We start from the raw sequence: 17,099 nt of genomic DNA, 5'->3' as shown, positions 1-17,099 counted from the left end.
CGGTTCCTCGAGATGGAACCCCATCCGACCACGCGACGATTGCCCAGGAAATACCCAGATATGGGGATGGATCAAAGTTCGATTTCGTGCCTGCGAAAAGCCTCGACGATCGCGTGCACAACGTTGGCGGTGCTGAGCTTCTGCTTGATGTTGCGCAGGTGGGTCGTCACAGTGTTTTCCGAGATGCCAAGTATTCGGGAAACCTCCCATGCGGTCTTTCCTCCCGCGACCCACTGCAGGATTTCACGTTCTCGTTGGGAAAGCTTTTGTCTCGGCCGCCTGCGCGAGTTGCCAACGAGTCGTTCGGCAGCCGAGTAGGCATGGCGCGCAAGGGCATGAATGGTACGGCGCACCGCCGGCGCCAAGTCAATTTCGCTTCCAGCAACCGTTACGCAGGCCGGATCGCCAAACGCACTCTGGATTGGGATGCAGATGCCGTCGCAAAGACCAAACTCTTTCGCTTCATCCATCACCCTCCTGGCATTGCTGTTCGTCAAGTCGTGATAGACATCCCTCCAAAGGAAGGGCCCGATCGCACCACGGCACAAAGCAGCGCAAGGGTCATGACGATAGTGTCCGGCAGCCATGTAGTGGTCGTACCATTCCTGCGGCCAACCGTTCACAAGGATGTGTTCATTCAGGGACCCGGTGTCCTGGCGTGGCAATTCGGTGACGAGACAGGCTGCGTAGCCGTGACGTTCGATGCTCTTGCGCAGTTGCCGAATGATTTCTGTGGCGCTGGTTGCACGATCAATCTGCGCGGTTGCTTCAAAAATTTGTATTAGCTCATTTTGCAAAACGCTCCCGTGAACCGCAGCCATTGCACGTCCTTTCAATGTACTGAGACAAAGAAACAATAAGAAACTTAGGTCCGACCGCAACCTGCGCCATGACGTTTGACTACTATAGTAGGTGGCACTAAAGGGCGCGTTCTGACTGCCTCGCCGCATGAGGCTGAGGTCTGTTTTTGCTCGCAATCTGAGGTTGCTGCGCCAAGGCATGGGCTTGTCGCAGGAGCAGCTCGCGGACCTTGCCGGCCTCGATCGCAACTATGTCGGCAAGCTCGAGCGGGAGGAAAACTCACCGACCGTCGATACGCTGGAGGTACTGGCGTTGGCATTGCAAGTTGACGTGGAGCAGCTCATCCGTCGAAATTCGCCATGATGCACTGGCCAGCAGGCCGCCGAGAGCATCAGGATTTTCCCTTGCGCCGCTCACGCGGCGCCACAGCACAATCGCCAGCTGGGGCCCGGGCGTTTTTGCCGGGGCGTTTCGTCAGCTCCTCGATGTCGACGCTCAATGCAGTGGCAAGCTTTGCCAGCGACAGGAGTGTGGGATTGCGACGGCCGGCCTCGAGACCACTCAGATAGGCGCGCGTGAATCCTGAACGGAACGACAGTTCCTCTTGAGAGAGGGCCTGTGCGCGCCGAATCCTCTGTACGTTGAGGCCGACAACCAACCGTAGGTCCATGACGGCATGGTCGTCGCTGCGCACACTTTAGGACGACACACTATAATGAACATTCGTCATTGACAGGCACGGCCTTTGCTGCTTTTCTAATCATATTAAGGAACGCCATTCCGAAATAAGGAACGTCAGTGACAGGAAATCTTTCGTTGGAACGTGGGCTTGCGGTTCTCAATGTCCTCAAGGAAGCGGACGAAGCTGTCGGAGTGCGCGAACTCGCCCGCCGGCTTGAGCAGAGTGCTCCCGCCGTGCAGCGAATTCTGAATACCCTGGCAGAGCAGGGCTATGTCGAGCAGTCGCCAGACTCGCGGCGCTACCGGCTGGGTCACTCCGTGCTGGCGCTGGCGCGGAAGGTCCTGGGCAGAGATCGCCTGGTTGGTTTGGCTGAAATCGAACTGCAGGCGCTGGCCGCCGAAGGGTGCTTCAACGCATTCCTCGGTATCAGGCGGGGCAGCTGCGGAATTTATCTCTTGACAGTGCAAAGCAAGAGTCCGGTCGTCATTCGTTCTTCACCTGGCGAGACCTTCCCCTTGCATTCCACCGCGTTGGGTAAGGCGCTCCTGATGGAGCTGAGCGGCGAGGCGGTCATTGGGATTCTTGGACGAGGTCCACTGGAGCAGGTTGCCGTACGCACAGTCACCGATCCGCACAAACTCGTTGCTCAAATCAGAGCGTCCGAGCCCATTGGTTACACAACATCCCTGGACGAGAACTTTACCGGGCTGATTGCGGTCGGCGCACCGCTTCGCGATGCATCAGGCACAATCATCGCGGCTATAAGTGCGGCCTACCCCCGGTCAGTGGGACCGCATGTGGAGATCGCTGAGATTGGAGAGGCAGTAATGGCGGCTGCGGCGCGCATTTCCACCGGCCTCGGCTTTCTGGAAGCAAAACAGGCTCGGGATTCCCATCATGCTGCTTAACGAAGCGCGCCTGAAACAATGCATGTCGGCAGTCGGGCTTGACGCAATTATAGCGACTGCCCCGGAAAACGTGACCTATATGAGCGGCTTCTGGGCTCTGCCGCAATGGATCCGTCGCGGCCCGCAGGCTTATGTGGTGTGGCCGGCTCCTGACAAGGGCACGCCTGAAATCATCGCAAGCTCCAGCACCCTCGACCTCGTTGCCGATCAGGAACTGTGGGTAAGCAAGGTTCGGCGCTATGGCGACTTTTACGCCAATGTCGGTTCCTCGACCACCGTGGACCTCGCCAATGAACGACACCTCCAGCTTCGAGACCTGCCGAGGCATGGCGATGCCATTGCGGCTTTGGTCGCCGCATTGGAAGAAGCCAAGCTCGGCCGTGGGCGGATCGGCATAGACGAGGCGGGGCTCGCGCCAGGATACCAGGAAACCCTCAGAGCCCATTTTCCCAATGCGTCGTTCCTACCAGCCACCGCATTGCTTCGCGAGGTTCGTGCCGTAAAGACGGCAGATGAAATCGAACGGCTCGGCCAAGTTGCCCAGATTGCCGAACGCTCCATTCAAGCAGCACTCGCAGTTGCTCGGGAAGGCGCCACCGAAGCAGACCTGGCGCGTGCTTTTCATGTCAAGACGGTTGAGGAAGGCGCCCTGCCTGTACTGGGATGCATCGGCTTTGGCGAGCGCAGCGCGCTCATGAACGTCCAGCCGTCGGACCGCAAGTTGCGCGCTGGAGAAATCATCCGCTTCGACGTCGGTGGCCGGTTTCGGCACTACCGCGCCGACATTGCCCGCATCGCCACGCTGGGCGAGCCGCCGCCGCAGGCGCATCGGCTTCAGCAGGCTCTGCTGCGCGGCGTTCAGCACGCCTGCGACATTATCCGGCCCGGCATGGCAGCAGCACAGCTCTTCGAGGCGGTGATGCGTGTGGTTCAGCGCGAAGGAATTGCCCACTACGAGCGCGATCACGTCGGCCATGGCATCGGCCTTGATGGTTATGATGCGCCGACGCTCTCGGCGCGCAGTACAGACGTCCTTGAAGAAGGCATGGTGCTGTGCGTGGAGACGCCCTACTACGAAATCGGCCGCTGGGGCCTCCAGGTGGAGGACATGGTTGTTGTTCGCCAGGGCGGAGTGGAGCGGCTGACGCAAACGCACGATGCAATCACGCGGGTGCCGTCATGAACCGCGCGGCAGGTCTTTCCTGTATTCGATGCGGCGTCTTGTTCCGGATCGATACCAAAATCGACTCTCGCGGCTGCCCGATATGCTGTGCGGAAGCGCCAGCCAATCTTAGGGTCGTCTACGATCCATCAGGAGCTACATCGGCCGCTTCCGCAGCGGGTGCCGCGCTGCCCTCGCTCTGGCGCTACGCCGACATGCTCCCTTGTGCGCTCAGCGATGCAATCTCTCTGGGCGAGGGTCTGACGCCGTTGCTGAGCGCCGAGAGGCTGGGGAAGCAGCTCGATGTCCCCAAGTTGCTTATCAAGGACGAGGGCGCAAACCCCACCTGGTCCCACAAGGACCGCTTCTCGACCGTGGCGGTGTCGATAGCACGTTTGAGTGGCGCACGCGTCGTGGCGACGGCTTCGTCGGGCAACGCCGGGGCCTCACTTGCCGCCTATGCTGCTCGGGCAGGCTTGAAATGCGTCGTTGTCACATTCTCAGGCACTGCTGGCGCAATGTTGGCGCAGATCCGCAAATACGGCGCCAGCGTCGTATCCCTGGCCGACAAGTCCCATCGCTGGCCATTGCTGGCCGCTGGTACCGAGCGCCTCGGATGGTTTGCGACGTCGCCGTTTCACAGCCCCGTCGTCGGCAGTCATCCTGTTGGGATCGAGGGCTACAAGACCTTGGCTTACGAGATCGTCGAACAGATGCACGGAGCCGTGCCGGACTGGTGCGCCTTGCCTGTTTGCTATGGCGACGCGCTTGCCGGGCTCTGGGCGGGATTCAAGGATCTTCTTAGCCAAGGCAGGATCGATCGGTTGCCGAGACTCGTGGCGGCGGAAGTGCACGGATCCTTGGCCAAAGCGCTTGCCGGCAAGGCCGATCTGGTCGCCGAGGTTCCCGCGGGTTTCGACACGCTTGCCATCTCGATCGGCACCACACGAAGCACGTTTCAGGCGCTCAATGCGCTGCGTGAATCTGGCGGCATGGCAATGCCGGTCGGCAACTTCGGCCTGATAGACATGCAGCAGCAGCTTGCGGCCACCGAGGGAGTGTTTGCCGAGCTTGCCTCGGTGACGCCATTTGCGGCCATTGAATCCTTGAGACGGGAGGGCACGATCGCGCGCTCGGACAGCGTCGTTGCCATCGTGACAGCGAGCGGCCTCAAGGATTTGGATCGTTCGACCGGCCCGGACCACGCACCACAATCGTTTCGGTCAGTTGCCGACGCGTGGCAACATCTGGCCGGGGACTGTGACCATTTCACGCCCTCTCATGAACAACGCGCGGCGAAGATGTCCTGAAGAGAAGATAGAGACGATCATGAACAGATGCGACTTCTGATCGACTGATCTCGTCCATCACTGGACGGTATTGCGACTTCCAAAAGCTATCCACGAGAGGCAAATTCAACTCGCTTAGCGAGCGGAACCTCGATTCAAACACGATGAAAGGCGAATTTTCATGCTTCGCAAAACGCTCATCGGCTGGCTCGCAGCCCTCAGTGTCGCAATGGCAACTCAGACGATGGCTGAGGAAACGCTCAGAGTCGGCGTCACGCCAACCGGAGTGCCGTTCACGTTTGTCGACACCGCAACGCGAAGGCCGACTGGCGCGATGGTCGATCTGGCAAGTGCGATTGCCGCGAACCTTGGTACGACCGCTGACTTCCAGGTAAATGCTTTTCCAGCCCTGATCCCGGCATTGACGACCGACAAGATCAATCTGATTTCCGCAAGCATGTTCATAACGGACAAGCGCAAGCAGGTGATCGATTTCAGCACGCCGGTTTACGCCTATGGCGAGGCGATGTTTGTTGCTGCCGGCGACAGCAAGAACTACACGATCGAAGAGCTGAGAGGTGAGACCGTCGGGGCGCAGATCGGCTCGACCTACGCTGACGCCCTGGAAGCGATTGGCGTCTTCGGTCAAGTCAAGCTCTACGACTCAATCGCTGACATGATGCGTGATGTGGTCTTGGGCCGCATCAAGGCCGGCTTTGGTGACGCCCCGATCGTCGCATATCAGCTTTCAAAGAACCCCGAACTGGGTGTTCGCCTCGTCGACGGCTATCGGCCGATGAAAAAAGGCGAAGTCGCGTTGGCGGTTGCCAAGGAAAATCCACTGCTTCTCGAAAAGGTGAATGCCTCCATCGCCAAGCTGAAGGAAAGCGGCGAATTAACCCGAATATTTGCCAAATATGGCCTCTGAAGCCATCCCGCAATGACCTCGAAACAAGCGCCGGCTGGCAGGGCCATAGGATTGCATCGGAATGACCGGCTGTGACGGCCGGGGTACGTGCCAAAAGGAAGCCGGCCATGACCAAGTTCATCGCGCACGCAACGGAATATCTACCGCTTCTTCTTCAAGGCGTTTGGCTGACCATCGTGATAACCCTTCTTGCGCTGTGTCTGGCGACGGCGCTCGGCCTTGTCTGGGCGCTGTTGAGGACATCGGGGATACGCTGTCTCGCCGTGCCGACGCGGCTCCTTGTCGACTTCGTGCGCGGCATACCACTGCTGGTGGTTCTCTTTTATATCTACTTTGTCGCGCCCGAGATCGGCATCAACCTGACTGCGCTCCAGGCTGGCACGATCGGGCTGGGCCTGGCTCACTCCTGCTATCTCGGGGAAACCTTCCGGGCGGGCATCGAGGCGGTCGATAAGGGTCAGGTCGAAGCGGCAAAATCGATCGGGATGAAGCGTCCGTTGATGATGCGCCGCGTCGTGCTGCCGCAGGCAGTCAAGATTATCCTGCCGCCTTACGCCAACAACATGATCATGCTGCTGAAGGACTCCTCGCTTGTGTCGGTGATTTCGGTTCAGGAGTTGACCATGCAGGGTAAGATGCTTGCGTCGTCCACATTCGACAACATGACAGTTTTTACCTTGGTGGCACTGCTTTACCTGTGCCTGACCGTTCCGCTGAACCTGTTTATGCGTAGAGTCGAGAGCTATCTTGGGGCGGCGGGATGATCACCTTCGACGATGTGCACAAGTCCTTCGGCGCCCATGAAGTCCTCAAGGGGATCAACGCCGAGATCGTCAAGGGACAGGTCGTATGTTTGATCGGGCCCTCGGGTTCCGGCAAATCGACGCTTCTACGATGTGTGAACGGGCTTGAGACCTATCAGCGCGGTCGCATCAGCATCGACGGCACCGTGGTGGATGCCGCCTCACCTCAGGTTCACGCCATCTGCACCCGTGTTTCCATGGTTTTCCAACGCTTCAACCTGTTTCCGCACCGCACAGCCCTGGAAAACGTCATGGAAGGCCCGCTCTACGTGCTGAAGGAAAATAGGAACCAGGTGCGCGAGCGGGCCGTGGCATTGCTCAATCGCGTTGGCTTGGCCGACAAGACGAATGCCTATCCCGCGTCATTGTCGGGCGGCCAGCAGCAGCGCGTGGCCATCGCCCGCGCCCTGGCGATGCGCCCACAGGCCATTCTTTTCGACGAGCCTACCTCCGCACTTGACCCCGAAACGGTCGGTGAGGTCCTGCAGGTCATGCGCGCGCTCGCAAACGAGAACATGACCATGCTCGTCGTTACGCACGAAATTCAGTTCGCGCGCGAGGTTTCCGACAGCGTCCTCTTTCTCGACGGCGGCAGGATCGTTGAGCAAGGCCCGGCCAAGGAGCTCCTTCGACATCCGAAACACGAACGCACTAAGGATTTTCTTCACCGGGTCATGCACCCTGTCTGACTCCGAGCCGATGTTGGTTTGTCGCCTAGCCTGAATTCGGACCTGTTACTGCGTAGGGGACAAGTCGTCCAGCCCTGCGAGGACGGCGTTTAAAGTTCTGCGGTTCCAAGGGAATCTCGTCCATGCCGTCTCTTCAGCCGGACGAATTTGCGTGAGAACAGTTGGTTCAAGAGGAATTGAGATTGGCCAATCCTTCAAACCGGCGAGCCAGTCGGGGTTGTAGACTGTGTCGGAATGACGATGCCCTTCATCTGGCATTATCACGACGGTGGAGGCTTCCGGATTTTCCCTGGCGAACCAAGCGCCGACCAAGGCTGCGGCGCCGCTGGTCGGACCCATGAAGAGCCCGTGATCGCGAAACAGCACATGCGCCATTGCGTAAGCCGGCAATGCGCCCACCCAATGAATATCGTCGATCATCTCATGACGAACATTGTCCGGCAAAACACTGTTGCCGAGTCCGCGCAGCATGCGGCGTCCGACAGGCTGGCCAAAGAGCATGCTTCTGTGGGTATCGACAGCAATCATCCTGAGATCAGGAAAGAGCTCACGAAGAAAGCCTCCGGTTCCACAGAGCGATCCCCCAGTGCCCACGCAGCCGACGAGGCAATCGATACGGCCGAATGAGCGGACTACGAGGTCGGCCAGGCGCGCGTAGGCAAGGCGGTTTTCCGGACTGTCGTATTGTCTAGGCCAATACGTGCCCGGGCTATCTTGCAGGGTCTGCTGAAGATACTGAAGCCGACCGCGCTGATTGCCGTCTCCTTGAGGATCGTCAATGGCCATGACTTTGGCACCAAGTTGTTCCAGTCGCCACCTGAGTTTCAGGTCGATGAGGCTGGAGGCCGTGACAAGTGTAAGCGCATAGCCACGAACCGCAGCTAGCATGGCAATTGCGAGGCCGAATGTGCCCGACGTCGTTTCGATGATATGCCCTTGCCGCCTGAGGCGCCCTGACGTTTCCGCCTGATCGACCATGAAGCGGGCGGGAATGAGCTTCATGAGGGAGAAGCAGGCGGCGTTGAGGTTAGGTGCGAGTTGGGCAAATCGCGGCGTCTCGTAGGCGCGCAAATAGTCTTGCGCCGCGCTCACTGGATTAGCCCCGTTTCGGCATTGAGGGCAAACGTATGGACACCTTGGAGGCCTGCGCCACTCACCTGCCTTGCGAGTTCAGCAGCGCGCATGGCCGCCCTGGGTGCAGTGGCATCGAGAAGGATCCCGATCAATGTGCCACTGTGGGCCACCTGCACACCGCACGCGTCATGCGCCCGCGCTATATCCAAAACGGTATTGAAGGATGCCTTCGGCAGGTGCCTCTGACTGATACTGGCGCTGATGGTTGCGACACGTCCAAGCAGGCGGGGATCTTGTTGCCGGACGGAGCGGTTCGCCAGTCCCCGCAGAACACGGAACAGCCCGATTTCCTCACCATCGTAGCGTGCCCGCGGCATACTTAGGGTATCGATCGGCCGGGCACTGCCGTCCCTGAAACCTACCAAGAGAAGGGGTGGGAACTCGCCACCGAAGTGTTCGATCGTACGGCCTTCCCGGTGGGCGAAGAGGAGGGGTTGGTCGCCGTAGGCAATGGCGTCGCTTGCGCCTTCTGCGGCCACCGCCAGTCGCGCAATCGTTGACTGGCGCAGCGTGAGGCACGCTGCAGCTGCCACCGCACGAATCGCCGCAATGACGTCCGCGGTCGAGGAACCGTAGCCATGCCCTATCAGAATAGGGCTTTCGATCGTAAGCTCTCCACCTCCATCAGCCATTCCGATATGCTTGAGCGTGAGGGCTGCCGCGCGAGCCGCTTTGGTCCGGTTTGCGGGCCGCGGTCGAATCCCTTTTTGTTCATGCGGCCAGAAAGTCGCTAGCGACTCTTGCGACGTGAGCGGCAAGGTTACGAGTCCGCGGCAAAGCCTTCCGTTTTCCCCTTCAAAGACGCCTTGGAGGAATTCCCCATGATGGGCGTGCGCTCGTCCGACTCCTACCGCCAGAGGCAGCCTGATAGTCTCGTTGTTGATGTTGTTCGAGCTTGTCCGATGGCCAGATCTCGTCATCTCCGTCTTTGTCACCACGTCACCTCCTCACCTGGAATTGACAGATGATGCGTATGACTGATCCATGCTGTCACTCGCCAAATCTTGGTAGTGCCACTGGCAAGCGCATCATGCAAAGATACGGATAAGATCGCCCCACCAGTTTGGGCGTCCAATACTGGACTAGACACAGCAGCACTCGCCGAGCGCGGTTGGCCATGCGGACAACTGTTTCCGAAACGGGTGCGTCATGCACGGTGTTTTCATTATTGCTCTTGTAAGGAGAATTGGACTGCTCACCCTGTCAATACTGAGATTTGGCGATAGCCCGCAGCGGCCAAAAACGCTCAAACGCGTTTTGTCGCCAACTTGACTTTGGGCAGAGATGCGGAGCTCCATCCAACTCGCGACCCTCAATTATGCGCTTGTGGTCGCGGAGGAGGGCAGCTTTCTTCGCGCCTCGCAACGCGCAGGGATCGATCACTCCGCGCTCAGCCGGCGCATACGCGATCTCGAATATGCGATGGGAACGAGGATATTTCATCGCCATGCTCGCGGCGTCGGCCCAACCCCGGTAGGCGAGCGCTTCCTGGAGCGTCTGCGCTCCGTTCTGCTCGAGCTTGACAATACTCTCACCCTGGCCAGGACCGGCATCAAAGATGAACACCAAAAGCTTTCCATCGGCTCCAACGGGATCATCCTTGCCGGGCGAGCGTTGGATGCAATCATCGAGTTCGGGCGATCTCATCCCAATGTGACCGTCAGCTTGACAGAGAGTCCTTACCCTTCGCCTGAGGCTACACTGGGTGCCACGCAGGTCGACGTCGTCGTGACCTCCTCGTCCCGATTTAGCGGCGGCGCATTCGAACTGACGCTATGGAAAGACACTTTGGCTATCGTTCTTGCCTCAAATCATCCTCTGGCAACCCGTTCCGTGATCGAGTGGCACGAGTTGCACCAGGAGACATTGCTGGTGCGCCAGGGCGAAGCATTTCTGCTCGCCGACGTTGTTGGACGCGGCGTGCAGCTTCCTCCAATCGTCGAACATCACGTCAGTGCGGGCATCCTTTTGCGCCTTGTCGGAAACGGGCTTGGAGTCGCCTTGATCCACGATCAAGATGCCGACAGAGTTCCTCAGGATGCGGTCTGTCGTAAGCTGCGGATCGGGGGCAAACCAATCCAGATCTCCAGTTTAGCCCGTTGGCGTCCCGACAACGCCAATCCTGCCCTGCCGACCTTCATCTCATTCCTGCGCGATCGGTATTCGTCCTGACAGTCATCCGACCGGCATGACCCGAACAGTCACCCGGTTTCAGAGTGCGTTGGGGCCTAGCAACGCTCTGTCTGTTGTCATGAACCGTGTCAGCATCGGTTTGAGCGGTTCGGGGCCAATCTAACCAAGGCCTCCACGCTTTAACGCCACTTCCCCTTCCGCCCGTCTCGCGCCGCCGGGCCGCGGTTCTTCCTTGCAAAACTGGAACCATACTTGCAAGGATGATTGAACCCCGCATCAGCACAGAACTCACCGAGATGCTGGATAGCATGCCGGCTGTGGCGCTGCTCGGGCCGCGTCAGGTCGGCAAGACAACCCTGGCGCTGGAGATAGCCGAACGGCGTCCTTCGATCTATCTCGACCTCGAATCGGACGCTGACCGCGCTCGGCTTGCCGAGCCGGAGCTTTACCTGGCCGAGCATCGGGACAAGCTGGTTATCCTGGACGAGGTCCACCGGCTACCGAACCTGTTCCAGAGCCTACGCGGGCTGATCGACCGCGGTCGGCATGGCGGTCGCAAAGCCGGCCGGTTCCTGCTCTTAGGTTCGGCGTCGATCGATCTTATGAGGCAGTCAGGCGAGACCCTTGCCGGCCGCATTGCCTATCTCGAAATGCATCCGATCGATGGCCTCGAGGTCGGCGTCGCCCACCTTGGGCCGCTATGGGTACGCGGCGGCTCCCCGACAGCTTTCTGGCCGCGAGTGACCGCGCCAGCCAGCGATGGCGGCTGGATTTCATCCGCACTTATCTGGAACGCGACATCCCCCTCCTCGGTCCGCGCATTCCGGCCGAGACGCTGCGCCGCTTCTGGACTATGCTGGCGCACCACCAAGCCGGCCTGCTCAACGCTGCCGAGTTCGCCCGCGCACTCGGCGTCGACGCCAAGACAGCCGCGTCCTATCTCGCCCTACTCGTTGATCTCCTGCTGGTTCGCCGGCTGGAACCTTGGCATGTCAATGTCGGCAAGCGCTTGGTGAAATCCCCGCGCGTCTATGTCCGCGACAGCGGAATCACCCATGCACTGCTTGGTCTCGCCACGCAGGAAGACGTGCTTGGGCACCCAGTGGCCGGCGCCTCCTGGGAAGGCTTTGTGATCGAAACCCTGACCGCCGCCGCCCCCGCCGGCACGCTGAGCAATTTCTATCGAACAACCGCAGGCGCGGAGATCGACCTGCTACTCACGTTGCCGGGCCAACGCCTCTGGGCCATGTCAAGCGCAGCCTGACGCCGAAGGTGGAAAAGGGTTTTCATCAGGCCTGCGAGGATCTTGCTCTGGCACGGCGCATCGTCGTCTTTCCCGGGATCGGAGCGTTTTCCGCTCCGGCATGGCGTCGAAGCGATGCCCCTGCAGGACCTAGGCCAGGCGCTGCTTGGCGAAGCATAATAAAATGGCTTTGGTATTCATCCCGTCAGGACGGTTCGTTTGTTTGGTCTGAGATGAGGCCACCTACAGGTCCGTCAGCCCTGCTGTCCTTCGTGTTCGTCTGCCGGTTTCATAGGGTGCGACCTTGATCGCTGGCGGACCGCAATGCTGATCTTGAGCAGATGCGGGGTGGCTCTCAGTGCGGACAACCGTCAGGCCGAGCAGACAACAGGCCGATCGCTGCCGTTGATTACCCTGACTTCGTGTTGGAACGCATTCGGCCGAATGCCCTGTCCGTTGCCATGAACCGTGCCAGCATCGGTGCGATCAGCTTTGCCGGATCTGCGATTGTCTGGCCGCTTTCACGGCCAAGCACATCGGCATAAGCGACAAGGTCGCGATGAACGGCGGCAGGCAGTTCGGCCGTGATCTTGACCGGACGGTCATCGGGAATGGCGGAAAGTTTCAGCTTGGTCATGATGGATCCTTCGGCGTGCGGTGAGGTATAAGAACAAGGTCGCGATTGACAATCACGCGAACCGGAAAACCGGGCCGCACGGTGAGCGTCGGCTGGACATTGAGCTGATTGCGTACGAGCTGCTGGCCAATATTGGCGGCCGAATCCTGCGCGCTTTCGCGGATGGCCTTGGCGATTTCGCTTTCGTCGTCGCTGGACCCCAGCGATGTCCCAATGCCCAACAATGTGGAGAGCGCTGCGGCCCGGAACATCTGGCTCCAATGATGGTCGACCTCGTCCTCCAGCCCAGAAAATCCTTCAGCGTCTGCGCCCTGCTGGCGCTCCAGCACGATCGAGGTGCCGTCAGGCATGATCAGCCGGTTCCAGACCAGCAGCACGCGCGACTGGCCGAAGGCGACGTGGCTGTCGTACTGGCCGATCAGCCTCGCACCCTGGGGGATCAGAAGATTGGATCCTGTCGGGCTGTCGTAGACATTTTCCGTGACCTGAGCGGTGATCTCGCCGGGCAGGTCGGAGCGGATGCCGGTGATAAGGGCAGCCGGTATAACGGTACCAGCTTGCACCACATAGGGCGAGACTTTCTCGGCGAGCCGATTGGGACTGACGGTGCGACGTTCTGGCTCGGCATTGACGAAGGCGAGCTTGCGGTCCTGCATGTTTTGCGCGGCACCAGGATCGATCGGTGGCGGCCCGGGGTGCAGAGTTAGACCAGATTGGGTGTCCGGTTCTATGACTCTGCTGCCAGCACCCTGTCGTGCCGGACCAGCTCTCGCGTTCGTATCGGTGAAGAGCTTCGCCACGCGTGCGGCCTCGATCTCGGCCAGTCGGCGTTGTTCTTCCGGATCGGCGCGCGGTGCACTGATGTTGGACGCCCCAATCGGCTGGCCGCGCTCCTGCGCGCGCAAGATCGGCCGGCCCAGATCGCCAGGCAGCGCGGGGCCGAGTTGTGGAACTCCGGAATAATCCTTCGGCAGGTTTTGCAGGCCGTCGGCCGTTGAGCGGTTTTCGGTGGTGAAGAGCTCGGGTGGTTGCTCGATCCCGCGCCGTCTGGTGTCGAGCGCCCAAATCAACGTGCCGAGGATCGCAGCGCTGGCAACTCCACCAACGCCTAACAGCGTCTTGCGCGACAATCGCGTGACCCTGGCCGGCTCGGGCCGCAGGCGCAGTTCCTCTCGAATGTCCTGGTTGGGCACATTTGCAGGGTCGCTCATCGGAACAGCCTCGTGCTGGGCGAGGTTCGTTTCCCGTCCGTGCGCACGATGCGGACGCGCTTTTCGCTCGTCTTGTCGCCGAGCCTCAATTCTGCGGCGGCAAACAGCCGATCGACGACGTAGTAATTCTGGCGAGCACGGTAGTTGACCAGTTCCGAGCCGCCCGATGGGCCGATGACAAAGAGCGGCGGCATTTCCCCCTGCCCTATGCCCGACGGGAACTCGATGTAGACTTTTGCGCCGTCATCGAAGGCGCGAAGCGGCCGCCAGGGTGCCGTGTCGCCCTCGATGCGATAACGGAAATTCAGTTTCTGGAGGTCGACGCCGGATGCGACCGGCTGTGCGGCGGAAGCCTGCGCGTTCTGGCGCCGCAGTGCAATCAGCTGGTCCTGTGGATACTGCCAGGAGACCGAGGCCATGTAGGTCTTTTCGGTCGAGCGCAGCTCGAGATGATAGGTGCGGCGGTCACTGTTGATGACGAGATTGGTCTGGAGGTCTGGCCGCGTCGGCTTGACGAGAATGTGGACCTGCTGGCGCTCCCCTGCCCCACTTTGTGTATCGCCGATGATCCAGCGCACCGTGTCGCCAGCGGCCACAGGCCCGGAGCCGACAAGCTGCTCGCCGGGCTGCAAGGCGATGTCTGTGACCTGACCGGGCGCGGCATAGATCTGGTAGAGCGCGCCCTCGCTCCACGGATAGAGCTGGATGGCATTGACGAACCCGTCGCGAACCGGCTGCATCCTCGCTGCCTCGTTCGCCTGGCTGATCCGCTGCTTCGGATCGGTCGGCTCCGGCTTCACGTTCGTGGCCTCGACCGGTTTCAACTGACCTGGTAGCGGAAGCGGTTTTGGCACTTCCACCACCTTCACCGGGCCAGGCGGGTCGACCTTGCGCACGGCAGCCACCGCATCGTCGTAGGCGATTTCCGGCGGAACATATTTTTTGGAAGCACAGCCGACGAGCGTCATCGCTGACAGCAACGCCAAGCCAAGCATATGTGCCTTGGGCGCATTGCGCGTGGCCGGTCTCGCCGATCTTCTTGTTCGTGCCGCACGCATCATGAAAGCTCCTTCGACCAATTGATGGCGTTGACATAGACGCCGAGCGGATTGGCTTTGAGCCGGTCGGCGTTGCGGGGTTGCTGAATCACGATTGTGAGGATTGCGGTCCAGCGCTCGGTGCCGGCCAGGTTGCCATTCTCGTAGCGGCGCTCGAGCCAGGCGACGCGGAAGGAGTCTGGCGAAGCGCGGATGACGCTGGAAACCTCGATGGCGACCTGGAGTTTGCCCACTTTGGCAAAAGGGTCGTTCAAGCGAGCGTATTCATTGAGGGAAATGGCGCCGCGGTCTGTGGTGTAATCGTAGGCGCGAAGCCAGTTTTGGCGGACGATGACCGGGTCGGCCGGAATGCTTCTGACCTGTTCGATGAGGCGGGCCAGATGCCAGGCGATCTGAGGATCGGTCGGCCGATAGTCGGCAACGGCCGGGGCGACAACCTGCGCCTCGCCAAACTTGTCGACCTGAACCACCCAGGGAACCACCGACCCGCGCGTCGACTGCCAGACCAATGCGGATGCAAAACCGCCGGCCAGGACGAGCGAGCCGAAGGCCATCAGCCGCCAGTTTTTCGCCTGGACGCGAGCCGAGCCGATGCGCTCGTCCCAAATCTGGGCGGCACGCTGATATGGCGTCTCGGGATGAGGCGTTTTTCCGTAACGAACAAAAGGGCGTTTAAAGGGGGTCATCGGCGGTCGTCCTGATCGAGGGAAACATTCATCGAACCGCCGCCATGATCGCTGGAGTGGACTGAATGCGCGGCGATGCTGGCGCTGTGGCTCATGGCCTGGCCGCGCTTCATGCGTTTTGCCCAGGTTGGCGGCGAGTCCGCACTGGAGTCGGCGGTGTCACCCGAGGAAGCTCTTCCCACTGACTGTTCTCCATTCGTCGCAGCCCAAGCTGCCAAACGGCCGGCCTCGTAGCTGTCGGACAGGGCTGACGCGGCGCGCGACATTGACTGCTTGACGGGTTGAACGGCAGCGCTGGCACCAGCCTTGGCGACACCCGCCATGCCGGCGGCGATTGAGCCAGCACCACTTCTTCCGGATGTGGCTGCGCCAAGTTCCCAGGCGGCCGAAGTGCTGCCGGCCAGGTGTGCGCCGCCGCGTGCGGCTGCTGCCGATATGCGTCCACCGGCATTGAGTGCGCCTGCAGTACCGCCTATTGCGGCGCGGGCACCCATAGCGCTGGCAAGGCCAAGGCCGCCAGCCGCGAGGCTCGTGCCAACAGCGGCACCTGCGCCCAGTTGCGGGGCACCAGAGACCAGCCCCGTCGCAATGCCGGGACCGAAGATCGACAGCCCCATCAGCGACAGAGCACCCAGGACAAGCGACAGCGCATCTGTGATCGTGGGTTGTTCGGCGCCAAAGCCGTGGGTGAACTCGCCGAACAGGCCCGAGCCGATGCCGACGATGACGGCAAGCACTAGGATCTTCACGCCGGAGGCGACGATGTTGCCGAGCACCTTTTCAGCGAGGAAGGCGGTCCGGTTGAACAGCGCGAAGGGGATCAGCACGAAGCCGGCAAGCGTTGTCAGCTTGAATTCGACCAGCGTGACGAAAATCTGGACGGCCAGAAGAAAGAACGCAATCAGTACGATGGCCCAGGCGATCATAAGCACTACGATCTGGACGAAATTCTCGAAGAAAGAGACGTAGCCCATCAGCTGGCTGGCGGCCTCGAGGATCGGATTGCCGGCGTCGATGCCGACTTGCGCGACGCGGCCCGGCTGCAGCAATGCCGAGCCTGAAAGTGCCGAGCCTCCAGCCTTCAGGCCGAGCCCGGAAAAACTCTCGAAGACGATGCCGGCCAGACGGTTGAAGTTGCCGATGATGAAGGCGAAGAAGCCGATATAGAGCGTCTTCTTCACCAGCCGGTGCAGCACGTCCTCGTCAGCGCCCCAGGCCCAGAACAGGCCGGCAATCGTGATGTCGATGACGATCAGCGTGGAGGTCAGGAATGCCACCTCGCCGCCGAGCAGCCCAAACCCGGAATCGATGTAGCGAGTGAAAGTTTCGAGGAAGCGATCGATCACGCCGGTGTCGTTCATGGCGCCACCGTTTCCGGATGATGCCGGTCTTCCGCGAGAGGTGGTGTTGGCGGTTGGAGCGGCAACATTCGGCTCGGGTCTTTTTCGATCGACGGAGCCGCATTTGGCGCTACGGGACGAGATGGCCGCAGGAAGCGTCGGCGGTTTTCCGCCCAGGCTTTCCTGCAGGCGTCGTCATCAATCGCGGCCATGCCAATGTCCCGGCATCGGGCAAGTTCGACGCTTGCCGGCTCGCCGCCCGGATGTGCGGAGCGCGGGGAGGACGCGTCCTGTGAGCCGTCGCCGCGCAGCGCCATGAAGGCGGCGGTCATGGCGGCGCCAAGGGCGAGAACGGCTGTCATCCGAGCGGCGATCTTGAGATCCATGCGTCTTCG

At 60.6% G+C, this 17,099-nt stretch carries 19 protein-coding genes and 1 pseudogene; 10 read left to right on the top strand and 10 right to left on the bottom strand.

Going from position 1 to position 17,099, the window contains the following annotated elements; all coding sequences use genetic code 11:
- Nucleotides 1-71 precede the first annotated feature (71 nt).
- Nucleotides 72-821 (bottom strand): autoinducer binding domain-containing protein, encoded by a 750-nt coding sequence (locus tag NKH91_RS12625; RefSeq protein ID WP_352515860.1) that lies wholly within the window; start codon nucleotides 819-821, stop codon nucleotides 72-74.
- 127 nt (nucleotides 822-948) lie between these two features.
- Here NKH91_RS12625 and NKH91_RS12620 point away from each other — a divergent pair, with 127 nt between their 5' ends.
- Entirely contained in the window at nucleotides 949-1,164 is a 216-nt protein-coding gene (locus NKH91_RS12620) for a helix-turn-helix domain-containing protein (protein ID WP_352790884.1), read from the top strand.
- A 28-nt stretch (nucleotides 1,165-1,192) separates the two neighbouring features.
- Here NKH91_RS12620 and NKH91_RS12615 read toward each other — a convergent pair whose 3' ends face one another.
- On the bottom strand, nucleotides 1,193-1,471 hold the full coding sequence (locus tag NKH91_RS12615; RefSeq protein WP_352515859.1) for a helix-turn-helix domain-containing protein: 279 nt from the start codon (nucleotides 1,469-1,471) through the stop codon (nucleotides 1,193-1,195).
- 146 nt (nucleotides 1,472-1,617) lie between these two features.
- On the opposite strand from NKH91_RS12615, the gene NKH91_RS12610 reads away from it, so the two are divergent.
- The 6 genes from NKH91_RS12610 (at nucleotide 1,618) to NKH91_RS12585 (ending at nucleotide 7,262) form a co-directional block, all read left to right on the top strand.
- Nucleotides 1,618-2,391: an IclR family transcriptional regulator gene (locus NKH91_RS12610; RefSeq protein ID WP_352846215.1), complete on the top strand. Its 774-nt coding sequence runs from the start codon at nucleotides 1,618-1,620 to the stop codon at nucleotides 2,389-2,391.
- On the top strand, nucleotides 2,381-3,574 hold the full coding sequence (locus NKH91_RS12605) for a M24 family metallopeptidase (RefSeq protein ID WP_352857349.1): 1,194 nt from the start codon (nucleotides 2,381-2,383) through the stop codon (nucleotides 3,572-3,574). The genes NKH91_RS12610 and NKH91_RS12605 overlap by 11 nt, the downstream gene beginning before the upstream one ends.
- Complete coding sequence (locus NKH91_RS12600) at nucleotides 3,571-4,863, top strand: threonine synthase (protein ID WP_352589177.1); 1,293 nt, start codon at nucleotides 3,571-3,573, stop codon at nucleotides 4,861-4,863. The genes NKH91_RS12605 and NKH91_RS12600 overlap by 4 nt, the downstream gene beginning before the upstream one ends.
- Before the next feature lie 160 nt (nucleotides 4,864-5,023).
- Nucleotides 5,024-5,770, top strand: a complete 747-nt coding sequence (locus NKH91_RS12595; RefSeq protein ID WP_352790888.1) for a substrate-binding periplasmic protein — start codon at nucleotides 5,024-5,026, stop codon at nucleotides 5,768-5,770.
- 107 nt (nucleotides 5,771-5,877) lie between these two features.
- Nucleotides 5,878-6,534, top strand: a complete 657-nt coding sequence (locus NKH91_RS12590) for an amino acid ABC transporter permease (protein WP_352589171.1) — start codon at nucleotides 5,878-5,880, stop codon at nucleotides 6,532-6,534.
- Nucleotides 6,531-7,262 carry an amino acid ABC transporter ATP-binding protein gene (locus NKH91_RS12585; RefSeq protein WP_352589168.1) on the top strand — a complete coding sequence of 244 codons (732 nt, stop codon included), beginning with the start codon at nucleotides 6,531-6,533 and terminating at the stop codon, nucleotides 7,260-7,262. Before NKH91_RS12590 ends, NKH91_RS12585 begins: the two co-directional genes overlap by 4 nt.
- 45 nt (nucleotides 7,263-7,307) lie before the next feature.
- Here NKH91_RS12585 and NKH91_RS12580 read toward each other — a convergent pair whose 3' ends face one another.
- On the bottom strand, nucleotides 7,308-8,354 hold the full coding sequence (locus tag NKH91_RS12580; RefSeq protein ID WP_352884948.1) for a cysteine synthase family protein: 1,047 nt from the start codon (nucleotides 8,352-8,354) through the stop codon (nucleotides 7,308-7,310).
- Entirely contained in the window at nucleotides 8,351-9,028 is a 678-nt protein-coding gene (locus NKH91_RS12575; RefSeq protein WP_352846209.1) for a GHMP family kinase ATP-binding protein, read from the bottom strand. The genes NKH91_RS12580 and NKH91_RS12575 overlap by 4 nt, the downstream gene beginning before the upstream one ends.
- A 652-nt stretch (nucleotides 9,029-9,680) precedes the next feature.
- On the opposite strand from NKH91_RS12575, the gene NKH91_RS12570 reads away from it, so the two are divergent.
- The 3 genes and pseudogenes from NKH91_RS12570 to NKH91_RS32355 all read left to right on the top strand — a co-directional run bounded on the left by NKH91_RS12570 (nucleotide 9,681) and on the right by NKH91_RS32355 (nucleotide 11,793).
- Nucleotides 9,681-10,568, top strand: coding sequence for a LysR family transcriptional regulator (locus tag NKH91_RS12570; RefSeq protein WP_352884947.1), 888 nt, complete (start codon nucleotides 9,681-9,683; stop codon nucleotides 10,566-10,568).
- Nucleotides 10,569-10,789: 221 nt separating this feature from the next.
- Nucleotides 10,790-11,134 (top strand): annotated as a pseudogene (locus NKH91_RS32360) (AAA family ATPase); the annotation flags it as partial.
- A 95-nt stretch (nucleotides 11,135-11,229) separates the two neighbouring features.
- Complete coding sequence (locus NKH91_RS32355) at nucleotides 11,230-11,793, top strand: DUF4143 domain-containing protein (protein WP_502898983.1); 564 nt, start codon at nucleotides 11,230-11,232, stop codon at nucleotides 11,791-11,793.
- A gap of 388 nt (nucleotides 11,794-12,181) precedes the next feature.
- Here NKH91_RS32355 and NKH91_RS12560 read toward each other — a convergent pair whose 3' ends face one another.
- The 6 genes from NKH91_RS12560 to trbK-alt all read right to left on the bottom strand — a co-directional run bounded on the left by NKH91_RS12560 (nucleotide 12,182) and on the right by trbK-alt (nucleotide 17,090).
- Nucleotides 12,182-12,409: a DUF2274 domain-containing protein gene (locus NKH91_RS12560; protein ID WP_352589159.1), complete on the bottom strand. Its 228-nt coding sequence runs from the start codon at nucleotides 12,407-12,409 to the stop codon at nucleotides 12,182-12,184.
- Entirely contained in the window at nucleotides 12,406-13,620 is a 1,215-nt protein-coding gene (locus tag NKH91_RS12555) for a TraB/TrbI/VirB10 family type IV secretion system protein (RefSeq protein WP_352857361.1), read from the bottom strand. The genes NKH91_RS12560 and NKH91_RS12555 overlap by 4 nt, the downstream gene beginning before the upstream one ends.
- Nucleotides 13,617-14,615, bottom strand: a complete 999-nt coding sequence (trbG, locus tag NKH91_RS12550) for a P-type conjugative transfer protein TrbG (protein WP_352884967.1) — start codon at nucleotides 14,613-14,615, stop codon at nucleotides 13,617-13,619. Before trbG ends, NKH91_RS12555 begins: the two co-directional genes overlap by 4 nt.
- Nucleotides 14,616-14,677: 62 nt before the next feature.
- The gene (gene trbF / locus NKH91_RS12545) at nucleotides 14,678-15,364 is read right to left on the bottom strand and encodes a conjugal transfer protein TrbF (RefSeq protein WP_352884946.1); all 687 of its coding nucleotides are present in this window, start codon (nucleotides 15,362-15,364) and stop codon (nucleotides 14,678-14,680) included.
- Nucleotides 15,361-16,725: a P-type conjugative transfer protein TrbL gene (gene trbL, locus NKH91_RS12540; RefSeq protein WP_352884945.1), complete on the bottom strand. Its 1,365-nt coding sequence runs from the start codon at nucleotides 16,723-16,725 to the stop codon at nucleotides 15,361-15,363. The genes trbF and trbL overlap by 4 nt, the downstream gene beginning before the upstream one ends.
- Complete coding sequence (gene trbK-alt / locus NKH91_RS12535; protein ID WP_352589147.1) at nucleotides 16,722-17,090, bottom strand: putative entry exclusion protein TrbK-alt; 369 nt, start codon at nucleotides 17,088-17,090, stop codon at nucleotides 16,722-16,724. Before trbK-alt ends, trbL begins: the two co-directional genes overlap by 4 nt.
- Nucleotides 17,091-17,099 lie beyond the last annotated feature (9 nt).

The sequence above is a fragment of the Mesorhizobium sp. M0894 genome (assembly GCF_040319725.1).
GTDB lineage: Bacteria > Pseudomonadota > Alphaproteobacteria > Rhizobiales > Rhizobiaceae > Mesorhizobium.
Note: the sequence above shows the minus strand (reverse complement) of the source record. Positions and strands in the feature narration are given on the sequence as shown.